Raw genomic sequence first — 22,100 nt, forward strand, 5'->3', positions numbered from 1 at the left:
AAGGAGTGATAATTTGAATTATAATGAAGACAAAATTAAATATTATTTAAAGAATATCCTTTCAATTTCTAGTCCCTCAGGGTTTACAGAGAACATTATGAAGTACATAAAAAAAGAGCTAGACATCTTAAATGTTCCATATTTTGTTACTAATAAAGGTGCAGTTGTAGCAACACTAAAAGGTGAAAATAACGATTTCCAAAGAACACTTTCTGCACATGTTGATACACTTGGAGCAATGGTTAAAAAAATCAATCCAAGCGGTTCACTATCACTAGACCCTATTGGCGGATATATGATGAATTCTATAGAAGGTGAAAATTGTACTATAGAAACTATTGATGGCAAATCCTTCACAGGCACTATCCAAAGCATAAAGCCTTCAGTCCATATTAGTGGAGATGATGCTCGGGGACTTAAAAGAACTCCTGAGAATATGGAAATAATTATTGATGAAAAAATATCTACAAAAAAAGAAGTAGAAGATTTAGGAATAAGTGTTGGTGACTTTATTTGTTTTGATGCAAGAACCATTTTTACTGAAAAAGGATTTGTGAAATCTAGGCATCTAGATGATAAAGCTAGCGTTGCAATACTACTTTATGTTATCAAATATATAATGGATAACAACATAAAACTTCCATATACAACAAATATATTTATTAGCAATTATGAAGAAGTTGGACATGGTGCCTCTGCATCCATACCAGAAAAAACTAAAGAATTTGTTTCTGTAGATATGGGTTGCCCAGGCCTTGATCAAAATTCTTCTGAATACAGTGTATGTATTTGTGCTAAAGATTCATCAGGACCCTATGATCTAGAACTTAGAAAAAAATTAACGCAAATATGCAAAAAAGAGAAAATTGATTACAAGATTGATGTTTATCCACACTATGGTTCTGATGCCTCTGCAGCTTTAAGAGCTGGGTGGGACATAAAAACAGCTTTAATCGGTGCTGGGATCTTTGCTTCACATGGCTATGAAAGAACTCATATGGATTCAATATTAAACACACTAAATTTAATAATAAAATATTGTATTCAAGAATAAAGCATTTTTAAAAGGCTAGACAATTACAATTGTCTAGCCTTCTAAAATCACTTTATTTTATCTAATTTAAAATTACTAACAACCCTATCCCCTGTTTCATTATCAACTTTAATAACGTGCACTTCTTTATTATCTAAACTCCAAATACTCTCACAATAACTGTATTGACTAGTTGCATCTAATCCACTAGTATCCTCTATATTTCGTATAGCTCCTGACCAAGACTCAGTACTGCTATCTGCAATTGATCCATTATCTGTTATACCATAAGATTTATCTGCTAATATGTTATAAACGCATAAAGTAGAAATTGTTTTTTCGGTAGATGTTACCTTCGCAAAGCTCATCATTCTTGAAAAAGTAGCCATTTTTGCAAAACCTGCTGTTTTTACAGTACTTATATCTGGACTCGTTTCTATTCCTTCTTTTACATAACTAATTAAATTGTCATCATTAGAAAAAGCAGGATATTTACCATTAGCAACATAACTACTAGTATTATCTTTTAAATTTTGAATGAATATTTGACCTTTAGACTCGTACAGTAATTTTTTGCCATTTTTAGACACCATAGGATTTTTCCCATCCGCAATCTTAGTAGATACCTTTCCATTTTCACTAGATAAATAGATAGCACCATTTTCTAAAGCTACTTTATTTGCTTTGTAATAAATTATTTGGCCACTAGGTGTAAAATTGGGCTTATTAACTATTTGAGTCTTATCGCTATATGCTATTAACATCTTCTCATTTGAAGATTTTAAATCTTTTATATATATGCCGTCATCTTTAACACTAGCTAACTTCGTTGCGTCGATAGAATACCTTGGATCATATGTTGTTAATGCAACAAGAGGTACACTTGGCGCATCTGTCGTTGGTTTTATAACTGTTGCTGGTATAACTGTTTCCGGGATAATAGGTTTAACTTCAGTCCCTTGTCCTTGGTTTATTTTTGGATCACTATTATCATGATTTACAACTGCCGTGATAGCGTTATTAGAAATAACATTCTCTGCCAAAAGATTATTTATAGCCTTCTTAACGTTATTACCACTTAGGATATCACTCACGCTACCTGCGTTTCCTTTTATTACTGCTAATTGTTTATTTTTATAATTATTATTTATCATATCGTCTAAAATCTTTAATCCAGATGCTTGCTTACTACTATCTTCAAGCGATCCTTTTGGGCTTATAGCTGGAATAGCTGAATTAGTTATTCCTTTGGACCTTGTAAATATATTTTTATTTTGAATATCAATAGCCTTAAATATTGATCCACTAACAAACACGCAAATTACAAAACCTGAAGCTATTTTAAAATATCTATTTTTCATAAAGTTACTTTTATGTTTAGGCTGCTTTGTAATATTGTTATACTTATCTGCAAACATTATTTTATTTTTTAAATCTGATTTAAATTCCTCATCAATAACGATCTTTGCTGCATCATTACACAATGATTTCTCAATATTGTTTTCATTTATTTCCAATTACATCACCTCCTAAACTATGTTCATAACTCTTCTTAATTTTCTTTATAGCTCTAGAAATGGTTGATTTAACAGTACTTTCTGTTATATCTACTGTTTCCGCAATTTCCCTGAATTTTAGACCACCATAAAATCTCAAATAAAGCATTTTTTTTGTTTCTTCTGGTAATATATCAATTATTTTCTTTACACCTTCAAATTCATCTCTAATAGCTATATTTTCATATCCAAAATCCTCGTCGCCTCTATCCAAAAAGCTTTCTATAGGAATTACTTTACTGTTTTTTCTATAAAAATCTATAATAGTATTATGAGCTATTTTAAATATCCAATTCTTGCTTGCTTCTACCTCAGTAATTTTATCCTTGTTCTCATATATTTTAGTAAACACAGTAGCAATTATATCTTCCGCATTCCATTTGTTTTTTACAGAAACAAAAATGTATCTATAAACGCAATTGTAGTACATGTCATACAGCTGTTCGAACTTACTTGGCATTAAGCAGTACCCCCATCATAATTTGTTTTCATATAAATACAACTGGTTTAAAAAAACATTTCACATAATATACGTGAGACCTTATATTTAGTTGCATGCTTTACCAGTTTTTATGTAAAATATGTATGAAATATGTGTTAAATGTTTACACATACTTATTAATATTATACCATAATATTAATAATTCTATTGTATATGGAAATATAATTATATACTCCCATATTAACAATAACTTATAATAAAACATAAAGTTTTACAACCATTTATAAAAAAGCCACTTGGTAAACTTTATTTACCAGGTAACTTCTGTGAAATTTATGATGATGATTAATCATCTCCTTGGGAGCTGCAGTGCCAACGACTTCAGAAGGAGATTTAGAGATCCACTTAAGTTTTCATTTTGTTACAGTATATATCCTCACTTATAAAGGTAGGAGACTTTCCTTCTGAAATGTCGTTAAGTTAGCTGCAAAATCTATGTTTACCAATTACTTTTATAAGTGTACGTGACCATATCCACTTATTCGTACTTGTCGCAGGATTAAAATAGAATACAGCACCTCCAGAAGGATCCCACCCATTTAATGCATCTCTTGCGGCCCTTATAGAACTTTCTTCAATTTTTGCATTTATTTGTCCATCCACAATCGCCGTGAATGCACCTGGTTGATAAATTACTCCTGCTATTGTAGATGGAAATCTTGCATCCCTTGTTCTATTTAAAATTGTTGCTCCAACAGCCACCTGTCCCTCATAGGGTTCTCCTCTAGCCTCTCCATTTATAAGTTTAGCTACTAAATCCACATCCTTGTTATTCGTTACATTTTTGTTAGAAGGCGATCCAGAGGCCTGCGTACTAGACGGAAGACCTATAGCTGCGAGTGTTGTATTTCCTGCCATTCCGTCTACTTTTAATCCATTGCTTTCTTGAAAAGACTTAACGGAAAGATATGTATTGTAGCCATATATTCCATCAACACTTTCCTTATAATATCCCCACTTTTTTAATTTAGTTTGAATTTGTTTAACTTGTTCACCACGGGCGCCATATTTATAAACCTGTGCTATAGCTTGCGTGCTTTGAATATTAAAATAAACTTCACTTGAAAAATATGCTATTAAGATAATCATAACCACAGCGCTACATCTTTTGAGTAAATGTTTTTTAAGCCTCAAACCTATTCCTCCTTAAATAACAATATATAAATGTCATTAATGGTATTAGTTTGTGCTTAATTCCAAAAAAAATACACTGTGCTAATATAAGCCACAGTGTATTTTTTATATAATTTTTTTAAGTTTTCTTTTCCATCTTGGAGACAATAGTTCTTCAATAATATCGTTCATAATTACTATTCCACATAACTTTTCATCAATATCAACTACTGGTAAAGAAATCAAATCATATTTAAGTGCCAGTTCAACAGCTTCCTCGATATCTTGACTATCTTTTATTCTAATAACTTTATCGTCCATGATCTCTTTAAGTTTCCTCGCAGGAGCTGAAAGAACTAAATTTCTTAAAGAAATGACTCCTTGAAGTTTTTTATCTTCATCTACGATATATATATAATGTATTACCTCATCTTCAGGTTGAAGTTCCCTTAAAATTTCAATAGTTGCACTAGCAGTAATATTTACATTAAAAGATATAAAATCCTTATTCATTATGCTACCAACAACTTCTTCTTCATAATTCATAAGATTTCTAATTTCTTCTTCATCATCTTTATTAAAATTCAACAGAATCTTTTCTGCGTCGTCTTCCTTCATTTCATCTAAAATATCCGCAATCTCATCATTAGGCATTTCATCTAAGATTTCTTGTGCAAGCATATTATTAATAGTACTTAAAATATCTGCTTGAACCTCTGGCTGTAATTCTTCTAGAGTATGTGCTGCCAAATCCTTATCTAGACTTTCAAAAATTTTATTTCTAGCGGATGTATCGAGTCCCTCTAAAATATCTGCAAGATCTGCTGGATGAAGTTTAGTGAGTTTTGAATATGGCTGTGTTAGCTTTAAACTGTGATCTACCATCTCGAGCGATTGAACACTTTCCCAAGTTATACTATTATCTTGAGGTTTTCTTCCTAAAATATTATAAAAAAATTTTATTATGCCATCTAATTTATATTTTCTAGCCGCTGCAATAATACCTGATTCTACAGCTATAACTCTTATTTCTCCGCCAACTTTCGTCATGGTTAAATCATTAACTTTAACTACTTTTTTCCCATTAACATCTACTATTTGTTTGTTTAATAAATGCTTAGATAAAAGATATGAAAATTTTCTAGGAATTATCTCTTTAACCCCTCTTACCTGTACGGTTATTTTTTTGTCTTCTTTTCCTACTTCAATATTTCTAAATTCATAATTAAAAATTTCACTTTCCTTTTTAATTTTATATCCTATAACTCTTGGATATCCTTGCTCGGTAGTAACATAAATATCAAACAGCTTCCCAATATTATCCTCAAACTCATCATACACATTTTTATTTAAGATTGAACTTAAAAAAAACGCAGAAATTATTTCCATAGATATCCCTCCTCTTATGCAGAGAAACATCAAAATGGGATTTTAACTCATTGACTTATATTCCTACCTTATCTATGTCAACTTATACTTTAAGAAATTCTCTGCATAATATATTAAATTTTAAAATTAATTTTGACCTTCTACTTCGAGGGCCATTTTCCATTTTTTTTCACCACCTATAATTTTTTTCTTCTATATTAGTAGATTATATTATCTTTTCTTAATTGTAAAAAATATTCTCACTATATAATTATATTATATATACTTCAAAATGCAACTAAAAAAGTTAAATTCAATTATATTTATAAACTTTTCTAGTTCATATTTTTCTATAGATATGTTAATATTATTATATACAGTAAACACAAGAAAACGAACTTTACTTTAATTAATAATAATTAAACGAGCTAAAGATTCGACTAATCTCTCAGGAGGATTATATGATAGTAAACAAACAATTTTTACCCATTTGCATGAATGATTTAAAAGAAAGAAATATATCTCAATTAGATTTTATAATAATTACAGGGGATGCATATATAGATCATCCATCCTTTGGTAGCGCTATAATTGGAAGAACTCTAGAGCGAGAAGGCTTTACTGTAGGCATTATAGCCCAACCCGATTGGGAGGGTATTGAAGATTTTAGAAGCCTTGGTAAACCTAAATTCGCATTCATTATAAACTCTGGAAATATAGATTCTATGGTTAATCACTATACAGCAGCAAAGAAAAAGAGACATGATGATCTTTATTCTCCAGGTGGTGAATCAGGTCACAGACCAGATAGAGCTGTAATTGTATATTGTAACAGGGCCAGAGAAGCCTTTAAAAATGTTCCAATTGTAATTGGTGGTATAGAGGCAAGTCTTAGACGATTTGCCCACTATGATTACTGGTCCAATAAAGTAAGGCGAAGTTTATTAATCGATGCTAAAGCCGACTTGCTACTTTATGGTATGGGTGAAAAAACTGTAGTTGAAATGGCTAATCTTTTTAAATATGGTATGAGTATAGAAAAAATGACTTCTATTAGAGGCACCGTATATGCTACAAAAGATATTAGTGACCTTGAGGATTATGTAGAAGTTCCTTCTTTCGAAATTGTCTCTACTGATAAACTTGCTTATGCCGAGAGTTACAAATTACAATCATTAGAACAAGATGATATAAGAGGAAAGACTATTGTACAAAAGCATAATGACCGATATGTAGTTCAAAATGCTCCGCAGACATCTTTAACCCAAGCTGAAATGGATATAACTTATGGTCTGCCATACACCAGAACCTACCATCCTATATATGAAGCTAAAGGTGGTATTCCCGCAATAAAAGAAGTTGAATTTTCTATAACAAGCCATAGGGGCTGTTTTGGTAGTTGTTCATTTTGTGCATTAACGTTTCATCAAGGTCGAGTTATACAAAATAGAAGTCAGAAATCTATAATAGACGAAGCTACTCTTTTAACTACCTTAAAGAATTTCAAAGGATACATTCACGATATTGGTGGTCCTACTGCAAATTTTAGACACAGAGCTTGCAAGATTCAAGAAAAAGTAGGTGTATGTCGTGATAAACAATGCATGTTCCCAACTCCATGCAAAAATCTTATTATTGATCACACTGAATACTTAGATTTATTAAGAAAAGTTAGAGTAATCCCGAACATTAAAAAAGTTTTTATTCGTTCTGGAATAAGATACGATTATTTAATATATGATAAAAACACTAAATTTTTTGAAGAATTATGTGAACATCATATTAGCGGACAATTAAAAGTAGCCCCAGAACACATTAGTGACAAAGTACTAGACCAAATGGGAAAATCAAAACAAGAAGTGTTTGATAGGTTTGTCAAAAAATATAACGAAACTAATAAAGAACTAGATAAAGATCAATTTTTGGTTCCATACTTTATGTCAAGCCACCCAGGGTGTGACCTCACAGAATCAATTAAATTATCAGAATATATAAACGAAATGGGTTACACTCCAGAACAAGTTCAAGACTTTTACCCAACACCTGGCAGTTTATCTACTACTATATTTTATACTGGAGTAAATCCTTTCAGTGGCGCAAAAGTTTATGTTCCAACCGAACAAAAAGAAAAAAACATGCAAAGAGCTCTTATGCAATTTAAGAATCCAGAAAACTACAGCATTGTAAGAGATGCTTTAGTAAAAGCTCACAGAGAAGATTTGATTGGTTCTGATAAAAAATCATTAATACCATCAAGACCTACCAAAGCAAATAATCATCCAAAGTATCAAGGGAAGAAACATTCTAAGTTTAGGACACCAAATACAGAACCTGGACATGTTTCTGAGCCTGCTCCTAGAACCTTTACAAAACCTTCTTTAAAAACAACATCAAAACCAAATTTAAAGACTGCTCCGAAGCCGTCTAAAAAACGTACATCAAACCTTAGTCCTAGAAAACGACAAGGCTAAAAAACAAAAGACATATATAGCTGTAATTTTTATAGCTATATATGTCTTTTAACTTTATTCAAAGCATAATCCATTGTTAGAATCCAAGAAATATCTCCTAGCAATAGGAAATTGAAACTTGTATTTATCGTAGTTAGAAGGACTGATATTAATGTAATACTCGCTGATATAACTATTAATAATGATCCCAGTTTATTTGAATAGCGTGTATTAAATAGATTTATGCCCATAATTATAAGGATTGAATTTATTATAAGTGACGTATAATAAAAATAATTCTCTAATTGTAATTTTATAGTATATCCATAAAGATTTGATATAGCAGTATTTGCACTAGAATTATATATGACAATACAATAACCTAAACACAAAACTCCAGATATCAATATAATTTTTCTTAATTTAATCGTATTTTTTCTAACAAATATAAAAACTGAGATTATGCCGCATATTGGTATACACAAAAAGTTTGTGTATACTAAAGGTTTTAACATATATAAATGATTTTGATCCTTTACAATTAAAAGTATTATTAAGGTTATGTATCTAATTGTCATTAAAATTAAAGCTACAAAACTTATTATTTTGATTTTCCTAGGAACATAATATAGACTACAAATTATACCTTCATATAATAATAAAATCATTATAACCAGCAGTAAAAAATATATTTTCATTCTTACTCTCCCTAAAATTGCTACTGTTAATATTTATTAATTATCATATGAAATTATGCATAATTTATTGTATTTTAGATCCTATTATAGATATTCCGCCCTTTTCACAAGTAATAAGTAGAGGAAAATCTGGTCCTCTCTCACCATCTATGTCTGTAACGATATCCTCATGACATTCTATTTCAAGCTTACTAGTCTTAAAATAAACAATTCCCTCAACATTCTCAAGGTGCTCATTTCTTAACATTTTGATGAAAATATTTAAAATATTTTTCATATTTCCAGCCTTTATTATTATTACATCTAAAAGTCCATCGTCCACTTTAGCCTTGTATGCAAACCTCATACTTCCTGCGGTTTGTCCATTAAATACTAACATTAAGTACATATCACCATCAAATAAAACTTCATCTGAGGTGACTTTTATTTTTAGTTTTCTAAAATTGGGCAATTGTTCTATTCCCTTTACATAATATGCTAATTTGCCTATAGTATTTTTAAGATTCATATCCATTTTCTGAGATATATCTGTGAATAACCCCGTACTCGCTACGTTTACAAAATATTTATCATTTATCTTTCCTAAATCTATCTTTTTTACATCACTATTTAATATCTGATAACATGCATCATATACATCATGAGGCATTCCTATATAATTTGCAAAATCATTTGCAGTACCTACGGGAAGGATTGCTATAGGCAAATCTGTTTCCCTTTTTTTCATCTCATTTACTACACTATCTATTGTTCCATCTCCACCTGCTATTAAGACATATTTATAACCTTCATCTATGTCAAAAAAAGCATCCGATATAGGATATTCATTACATATTCTATATGGTACTATTGTATAATTATATTTTTGATGAATCATTATTATTTGGTCTAAATCTGATGCTATAGTGCTTTCTCCAGAATATGGGTTGTAAATAAACTTCACCTTATTCATTCCATTCTCTCCTATTTCCGCCTAATTTAACGATTTATTTATAAACATTATACCTCTTTAAAATTAAATCCACAAGATTCCATTTTCTTGTGGATGTTCATTAAATAATATTAGACTTAATTACAATTGGCTTTAAAAACAATGCGAACAAGGAATTGAAATTTCACCCAAGACGTCTGTAGTTTCCTGTTTTAAATTTGGTTCTAATGCTAAATCTCCGAGGGTTACGATCCCAATTAATTCATTATCTGAAGTAATTGGCAATCTTCTTATTTGCCTCTCACCCATAATCCTAGTAGCATCATTAACATTTATATTTTCATCTCCTACTACTGGGTTTGAAGTCATAATTTCTCTTATCTTTTGTACTTTGATGTCTTTACCTTCTGCTACACATCTTAAAATTATATCTCTATCAGTTATAATACCAACTAATCCTCTACCCTGCGTATTTACAGGAATTGATCCTATATTATACTCTTTCATAATTTGAGCTGCACGTTCAACTGTATCATCTACTGATAAACTTATAACCTCTTTAGTCATTATTTCCGAAATTTTCATTTTATAATCCTCCTCATTTCTCCTTACGTTAGATAACGATTATTATATTTTAACCATAATGAAAAATTTATATTAATGTTTTTTATTCTACTTATATTTTTTTTATAAAACATAAAATCATCTCCTGGATCGTTAAAACAAGATATAACCCTTGTATATTTTATTTTTATTATAAAATAATGTATAATTAAAAATATCTTTTATACAAATTATATGCTAACCTAGTGTTAAGTTTATAATGCAATTTTATTATTTAGGGAGTGGTGTTTAGTGGAAAAATCTTTTATACCAAATATTCTTACCTTTGGAAATTTAGTTTTTGGTTTGTTATCTTTGTTAATGACATTTCAAGCTAATTACAAGTTATCTGTAATTTTTATATTATTAGCTGCTCTAATGGACAGATATGACGGACAAGTAGCACGACTTTTAAAAGTATCTAGTGAACTTGGTAAAGAACTAGATTCATTAGCAGATCTAGTCTCTTTTGGAGTTGCACCTGCTGTATTAATATTTATTTTATATGATTTCATCTCACTTGGAAATTTAGGTTATATTTGTTTTTTAGTATACCCTGTAGCTGGTGCATATAGACTAGCAAGATATAATAACTCTACATTTAATAATGTTTATACAGGTATCCCCATTACTTTAGCCGGAATACTCGTAGCACTTTATGCTCTAGTTACTTTAAACTCACCGCATAACTTCCCGCTTACTATTATTATAATGTTTATACTCTCTTACCTTATGGTAAGTAAATTTCAAATAAAAAAAAGGTGACAAAGATTTGAATTATAATATAATATAAAAATCATTTTATGTCTCTGTTATTAATTCAATCATACAAAAAATACCTATTAGTTAAATGCATTTTTCATGCCTTTAACCAATAGGTACCAATTAATATTTCTAATATTTTTCTGATTCTAGTAAAATCAAATAAATGCTTTAATCTTTTAATTTTAAATCCTCATCAATTTCTGTTTCTATATACTCTATTTGAAGCTTGCTTTTCATAATTTCGGTTTTCATTTTGCAATAAGACATATAACTATAACTTGCATCATCTAACACCTTTATTGTCTCGTCTATAATATTTCCTACCCCATCCGCTCTTTTAAGTGCATCCTTAACGTCGCTTTTTTTAGATAATGCAATTCCATTTAATTCATTTGCTCCGCCTATTAACAAACGATATGAATTAACTAGTTTAGTTAAGACATCTGCCAGATTATTTATATCATTGTAATAATTCTGAACTACTCTTCTATGTGCCAAATAATCACCTTTTAGTTTAATTATATTATAAAATAAATTAAATTATGTTATATATTTTTTATTTTGATAAAATTTCTTTTGCAAGTTTTAGCCCTGTAGGTGTAGTTGCAAGCCCACCCATAGCAGTCTCTCTTAATTCGCAAGGCAATTGCTTGCCTACCTTATACATTGCAATTACTGTATCATCAAAAGGTATTCGACTTGTAACTCCACTCATAACAAGATCTGCAGTAGTCAAAGCACTTACTGCCCCAGCTATATTTCGTTTAGCGCAAGGTACCTCAACCAAACCTGCAACAGGGTCACATACTAGCCCTAGTATGTTTTTTATAACAATAGCAGCTGCATCCATTGCCATAGCAGGTGTTCCGCCCATCATTTCAACTACCGCAGCCGCGCACATTGCGGCAGCCGAACCGCATTCAGCCTGACATCCACCCTCAGCTCCTGATAGTGTAGCATTTTTAGCAATTATTATACCTATCCCAGCTGATGTAAATAGTGCATTAATTAGGTCATCTTCAGTTTTATTTAACTTTTCGCCCGCAGTAATAACTACAGCTGGAATAATCCCACAAGATCCCGCTGTAGGTGCTGCAACTATTTTACCCATAGTTGCATTTACTTCTGAGCAAGAAACAGCTCTTGCCATTGCTTTTATCATAAACTCACCTGTTAATGTGTTTTTAGCCTGTGCATACCTGTTTAGTTTAATTGCATCGCCTCCTATTAACCCACTTATTGACCTAGTTTCGTTTGTGAGCCCATATTCTGCTGCTTCTCTCATAGTATCTAAATTTTTTCTCATTTTTTCAACAATTTGGCTTCGCGAAAGCCCACTCTCATCAATCTCACACATTATAGTATATTCCCAAATTGGTATATTCTTTTCCTTACATATATTTAGAAGCTCTATCCCTTTGTTTACGAACACAATTTTTCCCCCTTGTAATATCTTTAGTTAATAATCTTACTCTTAATTATTCTCTAATATCTCTACTTTTATTACGACTCTACCAATGGTGCAATTTCTCTTATATTATATATATTGCCCATGCTCTTAATTCTGTTTAGAACATCTCTACCAACTATACTATCTGTTTCAAAAACCATAGTGGCATTTAATCCTCTACTATTTCTATATACATTCATAAATGCTATATTAACATTTTCCTCATACAATATAGTACTTACTTTTGAAATCATCCCTGGAATATCTTTATGCCTAACTATAATTGTTGGATAATTACCTGTAAACTTAACAGCTTCTCCATCAACACTAAATATTAAAATATTTCCCCCTCCAACAGAGGAGCCAATAATTTCTATTACTCTACCACTTTTTTTCGTTATAACAAACTTTACAGTATTCGGATGAACATCACCCAAATCTGCGAAAGCAAACTCAACGTTTAGTCCTTCCTCTTTAGCTATATTCATTGAGTCCTTAAGTCTATCATCCCAAGGATCCATCCCTAAGATCCCTGCAATTAATGCTTTGTCTGTCCCATGTCCTTTATATGTTTTAGCAAAAGACCCATGAAGCACAAATTGGACCGACATTATGTCCTTACCCGCAATAATAGAAGCAACCTTAGCAAGCCTCGCCGCACCAGCTGTATGAGAACTTGATGGTCCAATCATAATTGGACCTAATATATCAAAAGCACTATAATTTTTCATTTTGTCCTCCTTATCGTCCCTAAACATTTCTATTTCTTAAAATAATAACTAAGTCATGTATCAAAATTTCTCCTACGTGATTAGCAACCGAATTCAAAACAAGAAATTCAATTAAAAGCTTCTAATCTTTTGCATATATAAAATTCTCTATCGCTCACATTCGGCATCATGCCTCAGGTTCGCTAGCCTGCCTTCCTGGCAGTCTTACGAGAATTTTATATCAGCAAAAGAAGAATCTTTAAATTAAATTTCAATAGTTTTTTCATTTCTTGTTGCTAATCACTTCGGAGAAATATCATACTTTTCAACTTTAAATCTATTGTGTAAAATAAAATTTATAACTATGCTGATGAAAGCATGTAAAAGTATTACAAATAGTATATAGTAAGTTTTACAAATTCTTGGTTTACGAATAAATATTTGGCCTAATCATCCTAGGAAGCATAACAATTATTAATTGTTACTAACATATACTCCTCCCGGTTGTGCTAGCACTTCTTAATCATTCTACCTTATAGATACCGTTGAAACATTACTTAGAGTCTGCTAACGAACATTCGATGGGCATTTAAAATATACCATTGACAACAAGTATGAAGTTTCTCCAAGGTGACTTGAAATACGAAACGAAAAAACAATTGAAATTTCATTTAGTAATTCTTGTTTTGCGAATGTTAAATTTTCGTAGGCCTGACAGGAAGTCAGGCTAACGAACCCGAGACAGGACGTCGAGTGTGAGTGGTAGAAAATTTCACATAAGCAAAATATTAGAATTTCTTAATGTAATTTCACGTTTCGAGTTCGTTTGCAAGGTGCGTAGGAGAAATTCATACTTCATTCCATTAGTATTGATAAAAACAACTTCCACCAGTGAACTCTCTTATTATTGAATTATCTGGAACCAAGTCTTTGTCTACATCTTTAAAGAAGTTTAAAAAACTTCTTAATTTACTTGCTTCATAATATACTGGGCTATCTTCCCCCAATTTATTAAGCTCTTCTAATGCAAATTTTTTAAGTACACAAAGCTCATAAACTGAACTAGAGTTAAACATTACATCTGCCTGCTCTTGAAATACAAAAATATTTTTTTCTTCTCCACGTTTTATAGAAGGCCACATTTTAAGGGTATCTTCGGCGCCATATCCCCTAGATAAATAATCTCTAACTATTCTCCTAATCATTCTTACCTCTGTTGTGGAAATTCTATTGTGATCATCTACATTTAGTTGCGTTAAAGGACTTATATATATTTTAAACTTACTCTCTTTCGGTATCGATGAGGTCAATATTTCGTTTAATCCATGTATTCCTTCTACAATAACAATCCCATTTTTAGGCATTTTAATTTTATTATTAACCCATTCTCTCTTTCCTGTTTTAAAATTAAAACTTGGTATTTCGATTTCCGCACCAGAAAGTAGTAATTCTAAATCCTTGTTAAAAAGTTTCAAATCCAAAGCATATATAGATTCAAAATCATAATCGCCATTTTCATCTCTCGGGGTAATCTCCCTATCAAAAAAATAATCATCTAACGAAATAAATATTGGTATTAATCCATTTACAGTTAATTGAACACCTAGCCTCTTTGAAAAAGTGGTTTTCCCTGAAGACGATGGTCCTGCTATAAGCACTAGTTTAGCTAATCTCTTCTTATGAATCATATCCGCAATATATGCGATTTTCTTTTCATGAAGCGCCTCAGCCACCCTAATCAAATTAACAATGTCACCATTTACCACTTCATCATTTAGTGCACCGACACTTCCAACCCCTAGTATTTCTCCCCATTGCGCTGCTTCATAAAACACTTTAGCTAATTTTTCTTGTTTGTTAAACTTAGGAAGTCTGTCTGGGTCATCAATAGTCGGATATCTTAGTATAAAACCTGGCTCATAATACATCAAATCAAATATTTTCAATATCCCTGTTGAATAGGCCATAGGTCCATAAAAATAATCATATCTTCCATTTAATTCATAAAGTTTTATTTCCTTTGAGTTAACATATTTTAAAAGCTTTACTTTATCTTGCATATTATACTGCGTAAATATCTCCACTGCCCTCTCTTTAGAAAACGTTATTTTCCTTATAGGAGTATCTGCTTTTATTATTTCACTCATTCTATTTTTTATGTCATATATATCATCAATATCAAGTGCTTGCGTCTTATCGATTTCTCCGAACAATCCTTTACTTAGAGAATGTTCGATAGAAATATTAGCTCTTGGAAATAATTCTGAAATTGCTTTTATCAATACAAATTGAAGAGTCCTAACGTAGGTTGTCATTCCCATTCTGCTAGCAATATCAACAGTTTCAAAATTACCCCCATTCATAATAGTTCTTCCTAGCTCATAAATTTTATTATTAATTTTACCTAAAACTACTGGTAAATCATTTTTTAAATTATTTTCTTTAATAATATCATTTAACGTAGTTCCCTCTTTGGCTACTACGTTTCTACCATCCTTAAGCACTATATCGAAACTGCCCATTTGTCCATCCCCTATTTTTAGTTATTAGTACTATTATACTGTAATTTTAAAAAAATGTATCATTTACCCCTTATAATTTTCGTGATTTAACAAACCATATACATTATATAGTAAAGAGGTGATATTGTGCTTGTTTTAGTAATCAGAACTTTTTTCTTATACTTTTCAATAATATTTATTATGAGGATGATGGGTAAAAAACAAATAGGTCAGCTTGAACCCTTTGAACTAGTAATTGCTTTAATGATTTCCGATCTTGCAACCTTTCCAATGGAAGATATAAGAATACCACTTTTACATGCTATTATACCAATAATTACTTTGCTATTTCTACAAGTAGCCTCATCTTACATTGAGCTAAAAAGTGAAAAGGCTAGGAAACTTTTAACAGGTACCCCTAGCATATTAATAAGAGATGGGAAAATAGATATCAAAGAACTAAGATATCAAAGATTTAATATTAATGATTTGCTAGAAGAACTTAGATTAAAAGGATATTTTAATTTATCCGATATCCAATATGCTATTTTGGAGACTAGTGGTGCATTGTCTATATTACCAAAAACTGGTCAATCTACTGCTACAAAAGATGATTTAAATATAACCATAACTCAAGAGTCTTTACCTATACCTTTGATTATGGATGGCATCATTAATTATAAGAATTTAAAACTTATAGAAAAAGATGAAACTTGGCTAAAAAATATATTAAAAAGAAATAAAATTTCCTATGCCAGTGATCTCTTCATAGGCATACTTGACTCTAAAAATAAGTTTTATTATCAACTTAAAGAAGGGAAAGGTAATAAAAAATGAAAAATGTTTTGATAGCTTTTAGCTTGTTCGTTATAATGATGGTAGGAATATTTTTATCTGTAAATATTATAAACGTCAAATGTAGCAAGCTACAAGATTTAAATTGTACTCTTGAGAGCTATATAATTAAAGAAAAGTATCAAGATGCATACGAATTATCACTAACCTACATAGCTGAGTGGAGGAAAACTTCTAAACTTTTAACTATATATACACACCATGAAGACTTAGATAATATAGATAGCGAGATTTTAAAATTAACTCAATATATAAAAATTAAAGATAAATCAGAAGGATTAGCCACTGTTCATGTTATGAAATATCTTGTTGATCATATAATGTCCCATGAAAAGGTATCTATAAGCAATATTTTTTAATTTGTAGATATCATTTATAGTAAAAGGGTAGAAAATAGTCCATTTATAGCTTATAATTATAAGGAATTATAAAAAGTCCCGCAGGGACAATAAATGTCCCTACAAAATTTGAAAGGTGGAATTAATATGGCTTTAGTTACTACTACTAAAATGTTTGAAAAGGCAATAGAAGGAAATTACGCAATTGGTGCTTTTAACATCAATAACATGGAAATAATTCAAGGAGTTATCGACGCTTGTGCAATTCACAAGTCAGCTGTTATACTTCAAGTATCAGGTGGCGCTATGAAATATGCAAGACCAACTTACCTTAGAAAAATGGTAGAGGCTGCTATAGAAGACACTGGTCTTGATATAGCTCTTCACTTAGATCACGGTTCAGATTTGGCACAATGTAAACTTGCAATAGCTTCTGGATTTACTTCAGTAATGTATGATGGTTCTCATTTTGATTATGAAGAAAATGTAAGGACAACTAAAGAAGTAGTTGATTTTGCTCATTCTAAAGGTGTTGTAGTTGAAGCTGAGCTTGGTAAACTTGCTGGAGTTGAAGATGCTGTTAGTGTTTCAGCAGCAGATGCAACATATACTGATCCAGAACAAGCAGTAGATTATGTAACAAGAACTGGTATAGATTCTTTAGCTATTGCTATAGGAACAAGCCATGGTGCATATAAATTTAAAGGTGAACCTAAACTTGATTTTGAAAGATTAACTTTAATCACAAAAAAATTAGAAGAAGCTGGTCTTCATAATTTCCCAATAGTTCTTCATGGTGCATCTGCTGTAGATCAAGAATATGTTACTATGATCAATGAATTTGGTGGAGAAATGAAGGGTGCAAAAGGAATCCCACTAGAAATGCTTAGAAAAGCAGCTTCTATGTCTGTTTGTAAAATAAACATGGATACTGATTTAAGACTTGCAATGACTGGTTCAATAAGAAAAGTACTTACAAAAAACCTTGGCGAAATAGATCCTAGAAAATATTTAGGAGAAGCAAGAACTAACATAACTAAATTAGTTGAAGGTAAAATTACTAATGTTTTAGGATCTACTAACTCATCTAAGTAATTTAAATCAATATAAGACCCACAGTAGATTTCTACTGTGGGTCTTATTGTTTTTTATTTTTCAACGTAATTACTTACATGTTTGATAACCATATTAATTGTTCCATCACCATTTCTTTGTATTTCAAAGCGACTATCATCATGATATGTTTCTTCATTTACATATAAATCTATATCCTTATCAATCTTGAGCCTTACTCTTTTTAATTTTTTATCGATCCATTCTTTATCAAGACTAATATTTTCGCAAATTCCTTGCTGTGCTATAAACTCAACAAATTTTTCCTTATTTTCATTATTTTCAGGAAATATCTGCTGCGACAATTCTTTAACATCAATATTATCTTCTTCCCGAAGTTTTCTTTTTATAGCACTTCTAACAACTTCTGCTTCATCTGCATTTTCTGCGAAAGTATTTTGGGTAAATTTCTCAACTGCCTTTACAAAACTTTTAGTGATATCTCTTTCATTGTCAACAATCGTGCAGCCTAAATAATTATTAATAAAATAGTTTGAGTCATTCTCCTCATTTTCCTTGGTTTTGCTCCTTTTATCAATAACCATTAAATCAAAACTATTTTCAGCTCTAATTGGTTTTATAAAAGCGCATTTTTGTATTCTTTGAGAACTACCAGGTAGACCCGTAAACTGTGGCACTATATCAATCCCTAATTTTTCATCAACAAACTCAATAGTGTGAACATAGTTTTTTATATAATCCATTTTAAATATACCAAGTACTGGACCAAACTCTGTAGTAAAAGATACTACTATTAAATCGCAAGAAGAAATACTCCCCTTTGTTCTCATTAAAATAAACATTTGTTTTGCTAGTTCCTTTGAAACAGCGAGTATATTATTCTCACCATTTAAATATTCTTGAGATAAATCTTTTACTATATTTGACTCAGGAGAAAATACCCCATATTTTAAATCTTCATCTTTTAAGCATTTTTGAATATGTTTAAGTATAAAATTATATTTTTCTTCATCTAAATCTAATGCATATTCATTCAAGATAGGTTCATCTGCATTGTTATCTAAAACATGAATAATAGCCTCATTTATATTAACTTCTTTTATATACTCCAAAAAAACACCACCTTAATAATTATATAAGGCACATGAAAATAATTCGCAAGTTAAAACAGCTCTGCAAGAGATGAGTTAGCAGCTCTGAAAGAGATGAGTTTACTTATTTGAATGTGCTTAACTATTATACTATGTATTTATGATTATAACAAAGTCATATATTGCTATCAAAATTGATAATTTTAATGAATTATTAATGTTACTTTATTTAACTTATGATATAATCACAATTAATGGTTAATTAATTTATTGATCATTATATACCCTAAAGTATCAAGGAGGATTATTTTGAAAGAAATAGAGCTTAGAATTATAGACATCGATGTTAAGGAAATTCGCGAAAAATTATTAAGTCTAAATTGTTTAAAAGTAAAACAAGAGGATCAAATAAATAATATTTATGATTTCTCGGATAAAAGACTACTAATTGGTAAAGGCTATGCAAGAATACGTACAGTTAAAGATAATTTAAAAAATTCAACTATTCACTATATCACCACAAAAAAACTTATAAGCCAAGAAAAATATAAAATTATGAATGAGCATGAATCTGAAATTAAAGATGAAATTGCAGCGAAGGGAATATTTGAAGCCTTAGGCCTCAAGCTTATTCAGTCTATTAAAAAATATAGAGAAAGCTATAAATATAAAAATACTCTTATAGAAATCGACATAAATGAGAAGGATTTTTGTCCTTTTCCTTATATAGAAATTGAAAGTGCATCGGAAGCTGAGATTGAAGAAGTTGTAAGATTACTTGGTTACAGTTTAGCAGATACTACCTCTAAAAGTATTTATGAAATATTAGAATCAAAAAAATCAATGGAAAAGATATAATGTTTGGTTATGTAACTCCATGCAAAATGGAAATGAAGATAAAAGACTACGAGATATTCAAAGCTTATTATTGCGGTCTATGTAATTCCATAAAAAATGATTTTGGTAATCTTCCAAGACTAACTCTAAATTTTGACATGACATTTTTAGCAGTACTTTTGGATTCCTTATCAGAAAGTAAATATAATTTTGTTAAATTTAAATGTTTAATACACCCATTAAAAAAAAGACTTATGATAAATAATAATAAAGCTTTAGATTATGCTGCTTTTTGCAATGTTACATTAGCTTATTATAAGCTAATGGATGATGTCCAAGATAATAAAACAATGAAGAGCAAAATTTATTCAATATTTTTAAAAACCTATTTACCAAAGGCAGAATTATCATATACTGATGTAATGGAGTATACAAAAGACAAACTATTACTTCTAAACACTCTAGAGGCAAATCATAATGATGATATGGGTACTTATGAGCATCTATCAATAGATGAACAGCTATCTATAGATGGGTTATCACATGTCTTTGCTGATCTTACAGGTTTTATAATATCCTTTTATTATAAAGACTCCTCTTTTAAAGATGATTTATACTGGCTTGGGTATAATTTAGGCAAATGGATATATATTATAGATGCCTATGACGATTTAGAAAAGGATATAAAAAGTAATTCTTTTAATGCTATAAATTCATTACTTAATACAGATAATCTGGATTTCAAAAGTTTTTCTATATTGATTAAACCAAGAATTGATTTTATATTGGCCACTTGTGCCTCTTCGTGTTTAAAATATTTGAATAATTTACCTTTAATTAAAAATGAAGATATATTAAGTAATATACTAGAATTAGGACTCATGGAAAAGATGGATAAAGTATTTAATAAAGAAACTATTGATAATTTAAAAGGAGTGGAAGATAAAAATGGCAAATCCCTATGAAGTACTTGGTGTAAAAGAAGGAACATCTAAAGAAGATATTAAAAAAGCCTATAGAGAACTAGCAAAAAAATATCATCCTGATCAATATGGTGATAATCCATTAAAAGATCTGGCCGAAGTTAAAATGAGAGAATTAAATGAAGCTTATGATACACTTATGAAAGGCAATGGATCTTCTAATAATAACAGTTCATCAAACAATTATAGTTCTTCTAATAATGGTTCAAGTTCAAATAATGACTACAATAATAACAATATATATCAATCTATAAGAATGGATATAAATAGTGGTAACCTCCCCTCTGCTGAGCAAAAATTAGGCTCCATGAACACAAAAACCGCTGAATGGAATTTTTTAATGGGAACAGTTCACCTAAAAAAAGGTTGGCATGATAGTGCTTATACTTTTATTAATCGTGCCTGCACCCAAGAACCTAATAATGTTGAATACAGACAAAGTTTTAATCAACTAAATAATCAATCTTCAAATTATAGAAATAACTATTATGGTAGGACAAATAACAATTCCGGCGGTATGGGTAACATGTGCCTTAACCTCTGGTGTGCAGATACCATTTGTGAATGTTTCGGCGGAGATCTTATTTCGTGTTGCTAAGTCTATTAATTTAGGAGATGATTTTATGAAATCTAACCATATTGCTAAAGGTGGAATATTCGCAGCACTTAGTTTGATATTACTATATATATCTTCCGTTATACCTACAAACAGATTATCTGTACTATGTATAGCTTCTTGCATAATTCCTCTTTCCATTATGCTTACCGGAGTAAAGAATACTGTTGTAGTCTACGGTGCGGTTTCCTTACTTAGTTTATTTATTATACCATCAAAGCTTATAGGCTTAAGTTATATATTGATTTTTGGCTCCTATGGTTTTGTAAAATATTATGTAGAAAAGCTAAGAAATATTCCTATAGAAATTGTACTAAAGTTATTGTATTTTAATATAACCTCCGGTATAATCGTATTTATATATAAAATGTTGTTCCTAAAAATCCCAAATATAAATATAAATCTTTATTTGCTCCTTATTATTGTAGAAGTTGGCTTTGTAATCTATGATTATGCACTTACTGCCTTTATATCTTATGCTAATAAAAACCTTTTAAAGAAATTTAAATAAAAATACCATAAATCCTCATGAGCTTATTGTATTGACACAAAATTTTATTTAAATTATAATGGATAACAATCCAGTAATAAACAAACACTAATATAATAAATAGCTTTGATTAGGA

General features: G+C 30.2%; 22 protein-coding genes and 1 other annotated feature (1 of these 23 cut by a window edge). Of the genes, 10 read left to right on the forward strand and 12 right to left on the reverse strand.

All coding sequences use genetic code 11. The features are described 5' to 3' along the window. Nucleotides 1–13: 13 nt before the first annotated feature. Nucleotides 14–1,054, forward strand: coding sequence for a M42 family metallopeptidase (locus A7L45_RS19845; RefSeq protein ID WP_071614382.1), 1,041 nt, complete (start codon nucleotides 14–16; stop codon nucleotides 1,052–1,054). 47 nt (nucleotides 1,055–1,101) lie between these two features. Here the strand turns inward: A7L45_RS19845 and A7L45_RS19850 are convergent, their stop codons facing one another. The 4 genes from A7L45_RS19850 to A7L45_RS19865 all read right to left on the reverse strand — a co-directional run bounded on the left by A7L45_RS19850 (nucleotide 1,102) and on the right by A7L45_RS19865 (nucleotide 5,593). Next, nucleotides 1,102–2,550 (reverse strand): TolB family protein, encoded by a 1,449-nt coding sequence (locus tag A7L45_RS19850; protein WP_071614383.1) that lies wholly within the window; start codon nucleotides 2,548–2,550, stop codon nucleotides 1,102–1,104. Further along, on the reverse strand, nucleotides 2,537–3,049 hold the full coding sequence (locus tag A7L45_RS19855) for an RNA polymerase sigma factor (protein ID WP_071614384.1): 513 nt from the start codon (nucleotides 3,047–3,049) through the stop codon (nucleotides 2,537–2,539). Before A7L45_RS19855 ends, A7L45_RS19850 begins: the two co-directional genes overlap by 14 nt. Before the next feature lie 462 nt (nucleotides 3,050–3,511). Then, entirely contained in the window at nucleotides 3,512–4,180 is a 669-nt protein-coding gene (gene sleB / locus A7L45_RS19860) for a spore cortex-lytic enzyme (RefSeq protein ID WP_071615064.1), read from the reverse strand. A gap of 150 nt (nucleotides 4,181–4,330) precedes the next feature. Continuing rightward, nucleotides 4,331–5,593: a magnesium transporter gene (locus tag A7L45_RS19865; RefSeq protein WP_071614385.1), complete on the reverse strand. Its 1,263-nt coding sequence runs from the start codon at nucleotides 5,591–5,593 to the stop codon at nucleotides 4,331–4,333. A gap of 443 nt (nucleotides 5,594–6,036) precedes the next feature. Here A7L45_RS19865 and A7L45_RS19870 point away from each other — a divergent pair, with 443 nt between their 5' ends. Next, complete coding sequence (locus tag A7L45_RS19870) at nucleotides 6,037–8,043, forward strand: YgiQ family radical SAM protein (protein WP_207647785.1); 2,007 nt, start codon at nucleotides 6,037–6,039, stop codon at nucleotides 8,041–8,043. Nucleotides 8,044–8,078: 35 nt separating this feature from the next. Here the strand turns inward: A7L45_RS19870 and A7L45_RS19875 are convergent, their stop codons facing one another. The 3 genes from A7L45_RS19875 to A7L45_RS19885 form a co-directional block, all read right to left on the reverse strand. After that, nucleotides 8,079–8,720 carry a hypothetical protein gene (locus tag A7L45_RS19875; protein WP_071614386.1) on the reverse strand — a complete coding sequence of 214 codons (642 nt, stop codon included), beginning with the start codon at nucleotides 8,718–8,720 and terminating at the stop codon, nucleotides 8,079–8,081. A 64-nt stretch (nucleotides 8,721–8,784) separates the two neighbouring features. Then, nucleotides 8,785–9,672, reverse strand: a complete 888-nt coding sequence (locus A7L45_RS19880) for a YegS/Rv2252/BmrU family lipid kinase (protein ID WP_071614387.1) — start codon at nucleotides 9,670–9,672, stop codon at nucleotides 8,785–8,787. A gap of 132 nt (nucleotides 9,673–9,804) precedes the next feature. Continuing rightward, nucleotides 9,805–10,236: a CBS domain-containing protein gene (locus A7L45_RS19885; RefSeq protein ID WP_071614388.1), complete on the reverse strand. Its 432-nt coding sequence runs from the start codon at nucleotides 10,234–10,236 to the stop codon at nucleotides 9,805–9,807. Nucleotides 10,237–10,506: 270 nt separating this feature from the next. Here A7L45_RS19885 and pssA point away from each other — a divergent pair, with 270 nt between their 5' ends. Next, nucleotides 10,507–11,019, forward strand: a complete 513-nt coding sequence (gene pssA, locus A7L45_RS19890; protein WP_071614389.1) for a CDP-diacylglycerol--serine O-phosphatidyltransferase — start codon at nucleotides 10,507–10,509, stop codon at nucleotides 11,017–11,019. 168 nt (nucleotides 11,020–11,187) lie between these two features. Here the strand turns inward: pssA and A7L45_RS19895 are convergent, their stop codons facing one another. From A7L45_RS19895 to A7L45_RS19910, 4 genes are all read right to left on the reverse strand, one after another. Next, nucleotides 11,188–11,517, reverse strand: coding sequence for a hypothetical protein (locus A7L45_RS19895; protein ID WP_071614390.1), 330 nt, complete (start codon nucleotides 11,515–11,517; stop codon nucleotides 11,188–11,190). 58 nt (nucleotides 11,518–11,575) lie between these two features. Further along, nucleotides 11,576–12,451: an L-serine ammonia-lyase, iron-sulfur-dependent, subunit alpha gene (gene sdaAA / locus A7L45_RS19900; protein ID WP_071614391.1), complete on the reverse strand. Its 876-nt coding sequence runs from the start codon at nucleotides 12,449–12,451 to the stop codon at nucleotides 11,576–11,578. A gap of 71 nt (nucleotides 12,452–12,522) precedes the next feature. Beyond that, nucleotides 12,523–13,200, reverse strand: a complete 678-nt coding sequence (gene sdaAB / locus A7L45_RS19905; RefSeq protein ID WP_071614392.1) for an L-serine ammonia-lyase, iron-sulfur-dependent subunit beta — start codon at nucleotides 13,198–13,200, stop codon at nucleotides 12,523–12,525. An 842-nt stretch (nucleotides 13,201–14,042) separates the two neighbouring features. Then, on the reverse strand, nucleotides 14,043–15,701 hold the full coding sequence (locus tag A7L45_RS19910; protein ID WP_071614393.1) for a nucleoside kinase: 1,659 nt from the start codon (nucleotides 15,699–15,701) through the stop codon (nucleotides 14,043–14,045). 126 nt (nucleotides 15,702–15,827) lie between these two features. Between A7L45_RS19910 and A7L45_RS19915 the strand changes: the two genes are divergently transcribed. The 3 genes from A7L45_RS19915 (at nucleotide 15,828) to A7L45_RS19925 (ending at nucleotide 17,968) form a co-directional block, all read left to right on the forward strand. Continuing rightward, entirely contained in the window at nucleotides 15,828–16,517 is a 690-nt protein-coding gene (locus A7L45_RS19915) for a DUF421 domain-containing protein (protein WP_071614394.1), read from the forward strand. 8 nt (nucleotides 16,518–16,525) lie between these two features. Continuing rightward, entirely contained in the window at nucleotides 16,526–16,894 is a 369-nt protein-coding gene (locus A7L45_RS19920) for a DUF4363 family protein (RefSeq protein ID WP_207647748.1), read from the forward strand. Between the two features lie 126 nt (nucleotides 16,895–17,020). Then, nucleotides 17,021–17,968 carry a ketose-bisphosphate aldolase gene (locus A7L45_RS19925; protein ID WP_071614396.1) on the forward strand — a complete coding sequence of 316 codons (948 nt, stop codon included), beginning with the start codon at nucleotides 17,021–17,023 and terminating at the stop codon, nucleotides 17,966–17,968. A 53-nt stretch (nucleotides 17,969–18,021) separates the two neighbouring features. On the opposite strand, the gene A7L45_RS19930 is transcribed toward A7L45_RS19925, so the two are convergent. Then, the gene (locus A7L45_RS19930) at nucleotides 18,022–19,059 is read right to left on the reverse strand and encodes a nucleoid-associated protein (RefSeq protein ID WP_071614397.1); all 1,038 of its coding nucleotides are present in this window, start codon (nucleotides 19,057–19,059) and stop codon (nucleotides 18,022–18,024) included. A gap of 288 nt (nucleotides 19,060–19,347) precedes the next feature. On the opposite strand from A7L45_RS19930, the gene A7L45_RS19935 reads away from it, so the two are divergent. From A7L45_RS19935 to A7L45_RS19950, 4 genes are read left to right on the forward strand one after another with little or no spacing between them, the layout of a single operon-like run. Next, nucleotides 19,348–19,896 (forward strand): class IV adenylate cyclase, encoded by a 549-nt coding sequence (locus tag A7L45_RS19935; protein WP_071614398.1) that lies wholly within the window; start codon nucleotides 19,348–19,350, stop codon nucleotides 19,894–19,896. After that, the gene (locus tag A7L45_RS19940) at nucleotides 19,896–20,840 is read left to right on the forward strand and encodes a DUF5685 family protein (RefSeq protein ID WP_071614399.1); all 945 of its coding nucleotides are present in this window, start codon (nucleotides 19,896–19,898) and stop codon (nucleotides 20,838–20,840) included. Before A7L45_RS19935 ends, A7L45_RS19940 begins: the two co-directional genes overlap by 1 nt. After that, nucleotides 20,824–21,456 (forward strand): J domain-containing protein, encoded by a 633-nt coding sequence (locus A7L45_RS19945; RefSeq protein WP_071614400.1) that lies wholly within the window; start codon nucleotides 20,824–20,826, stop codon nucleotides 21,454–21,456. The genes A7L45_RS19940 and A7L45_RS19945 overlap by 17 nt, the downstream gene beginning before the upstream one ends. A 25-nt stretch (nucleotides 21,457–21,481) precedes the next feature. Continuing rightward, nucleotides 21,482–21,985: a hypothetical protein gene (locus A7L45_RS19950; RefSeq protein WP_071614401.1), complete on the forward strand. Its 504-nt coding sequence runs from the start codon at nucleotides 21,482–21,484 to the stop codon at nucleotides 21,983–21,985. A 96-nt stretch (nucleotides 21,986–22,081) separates the two neighbouring features. After that, nucleotides 22,082–22,100 (forward strand) — a binding site (T-box leader); it runs 199 nt beyond the window's last position.

Origin of the sequence: Clostridium estertheticum subsp. estertheticum, assembly GCF_001877035.1 — a bacterium.
Classification (GTDB): Bacteria; Bacillota; Clostridia; order Clostridiales; family Clostridiaceae; genus Clostridium_AD; species Clostridium_AD estertheticum.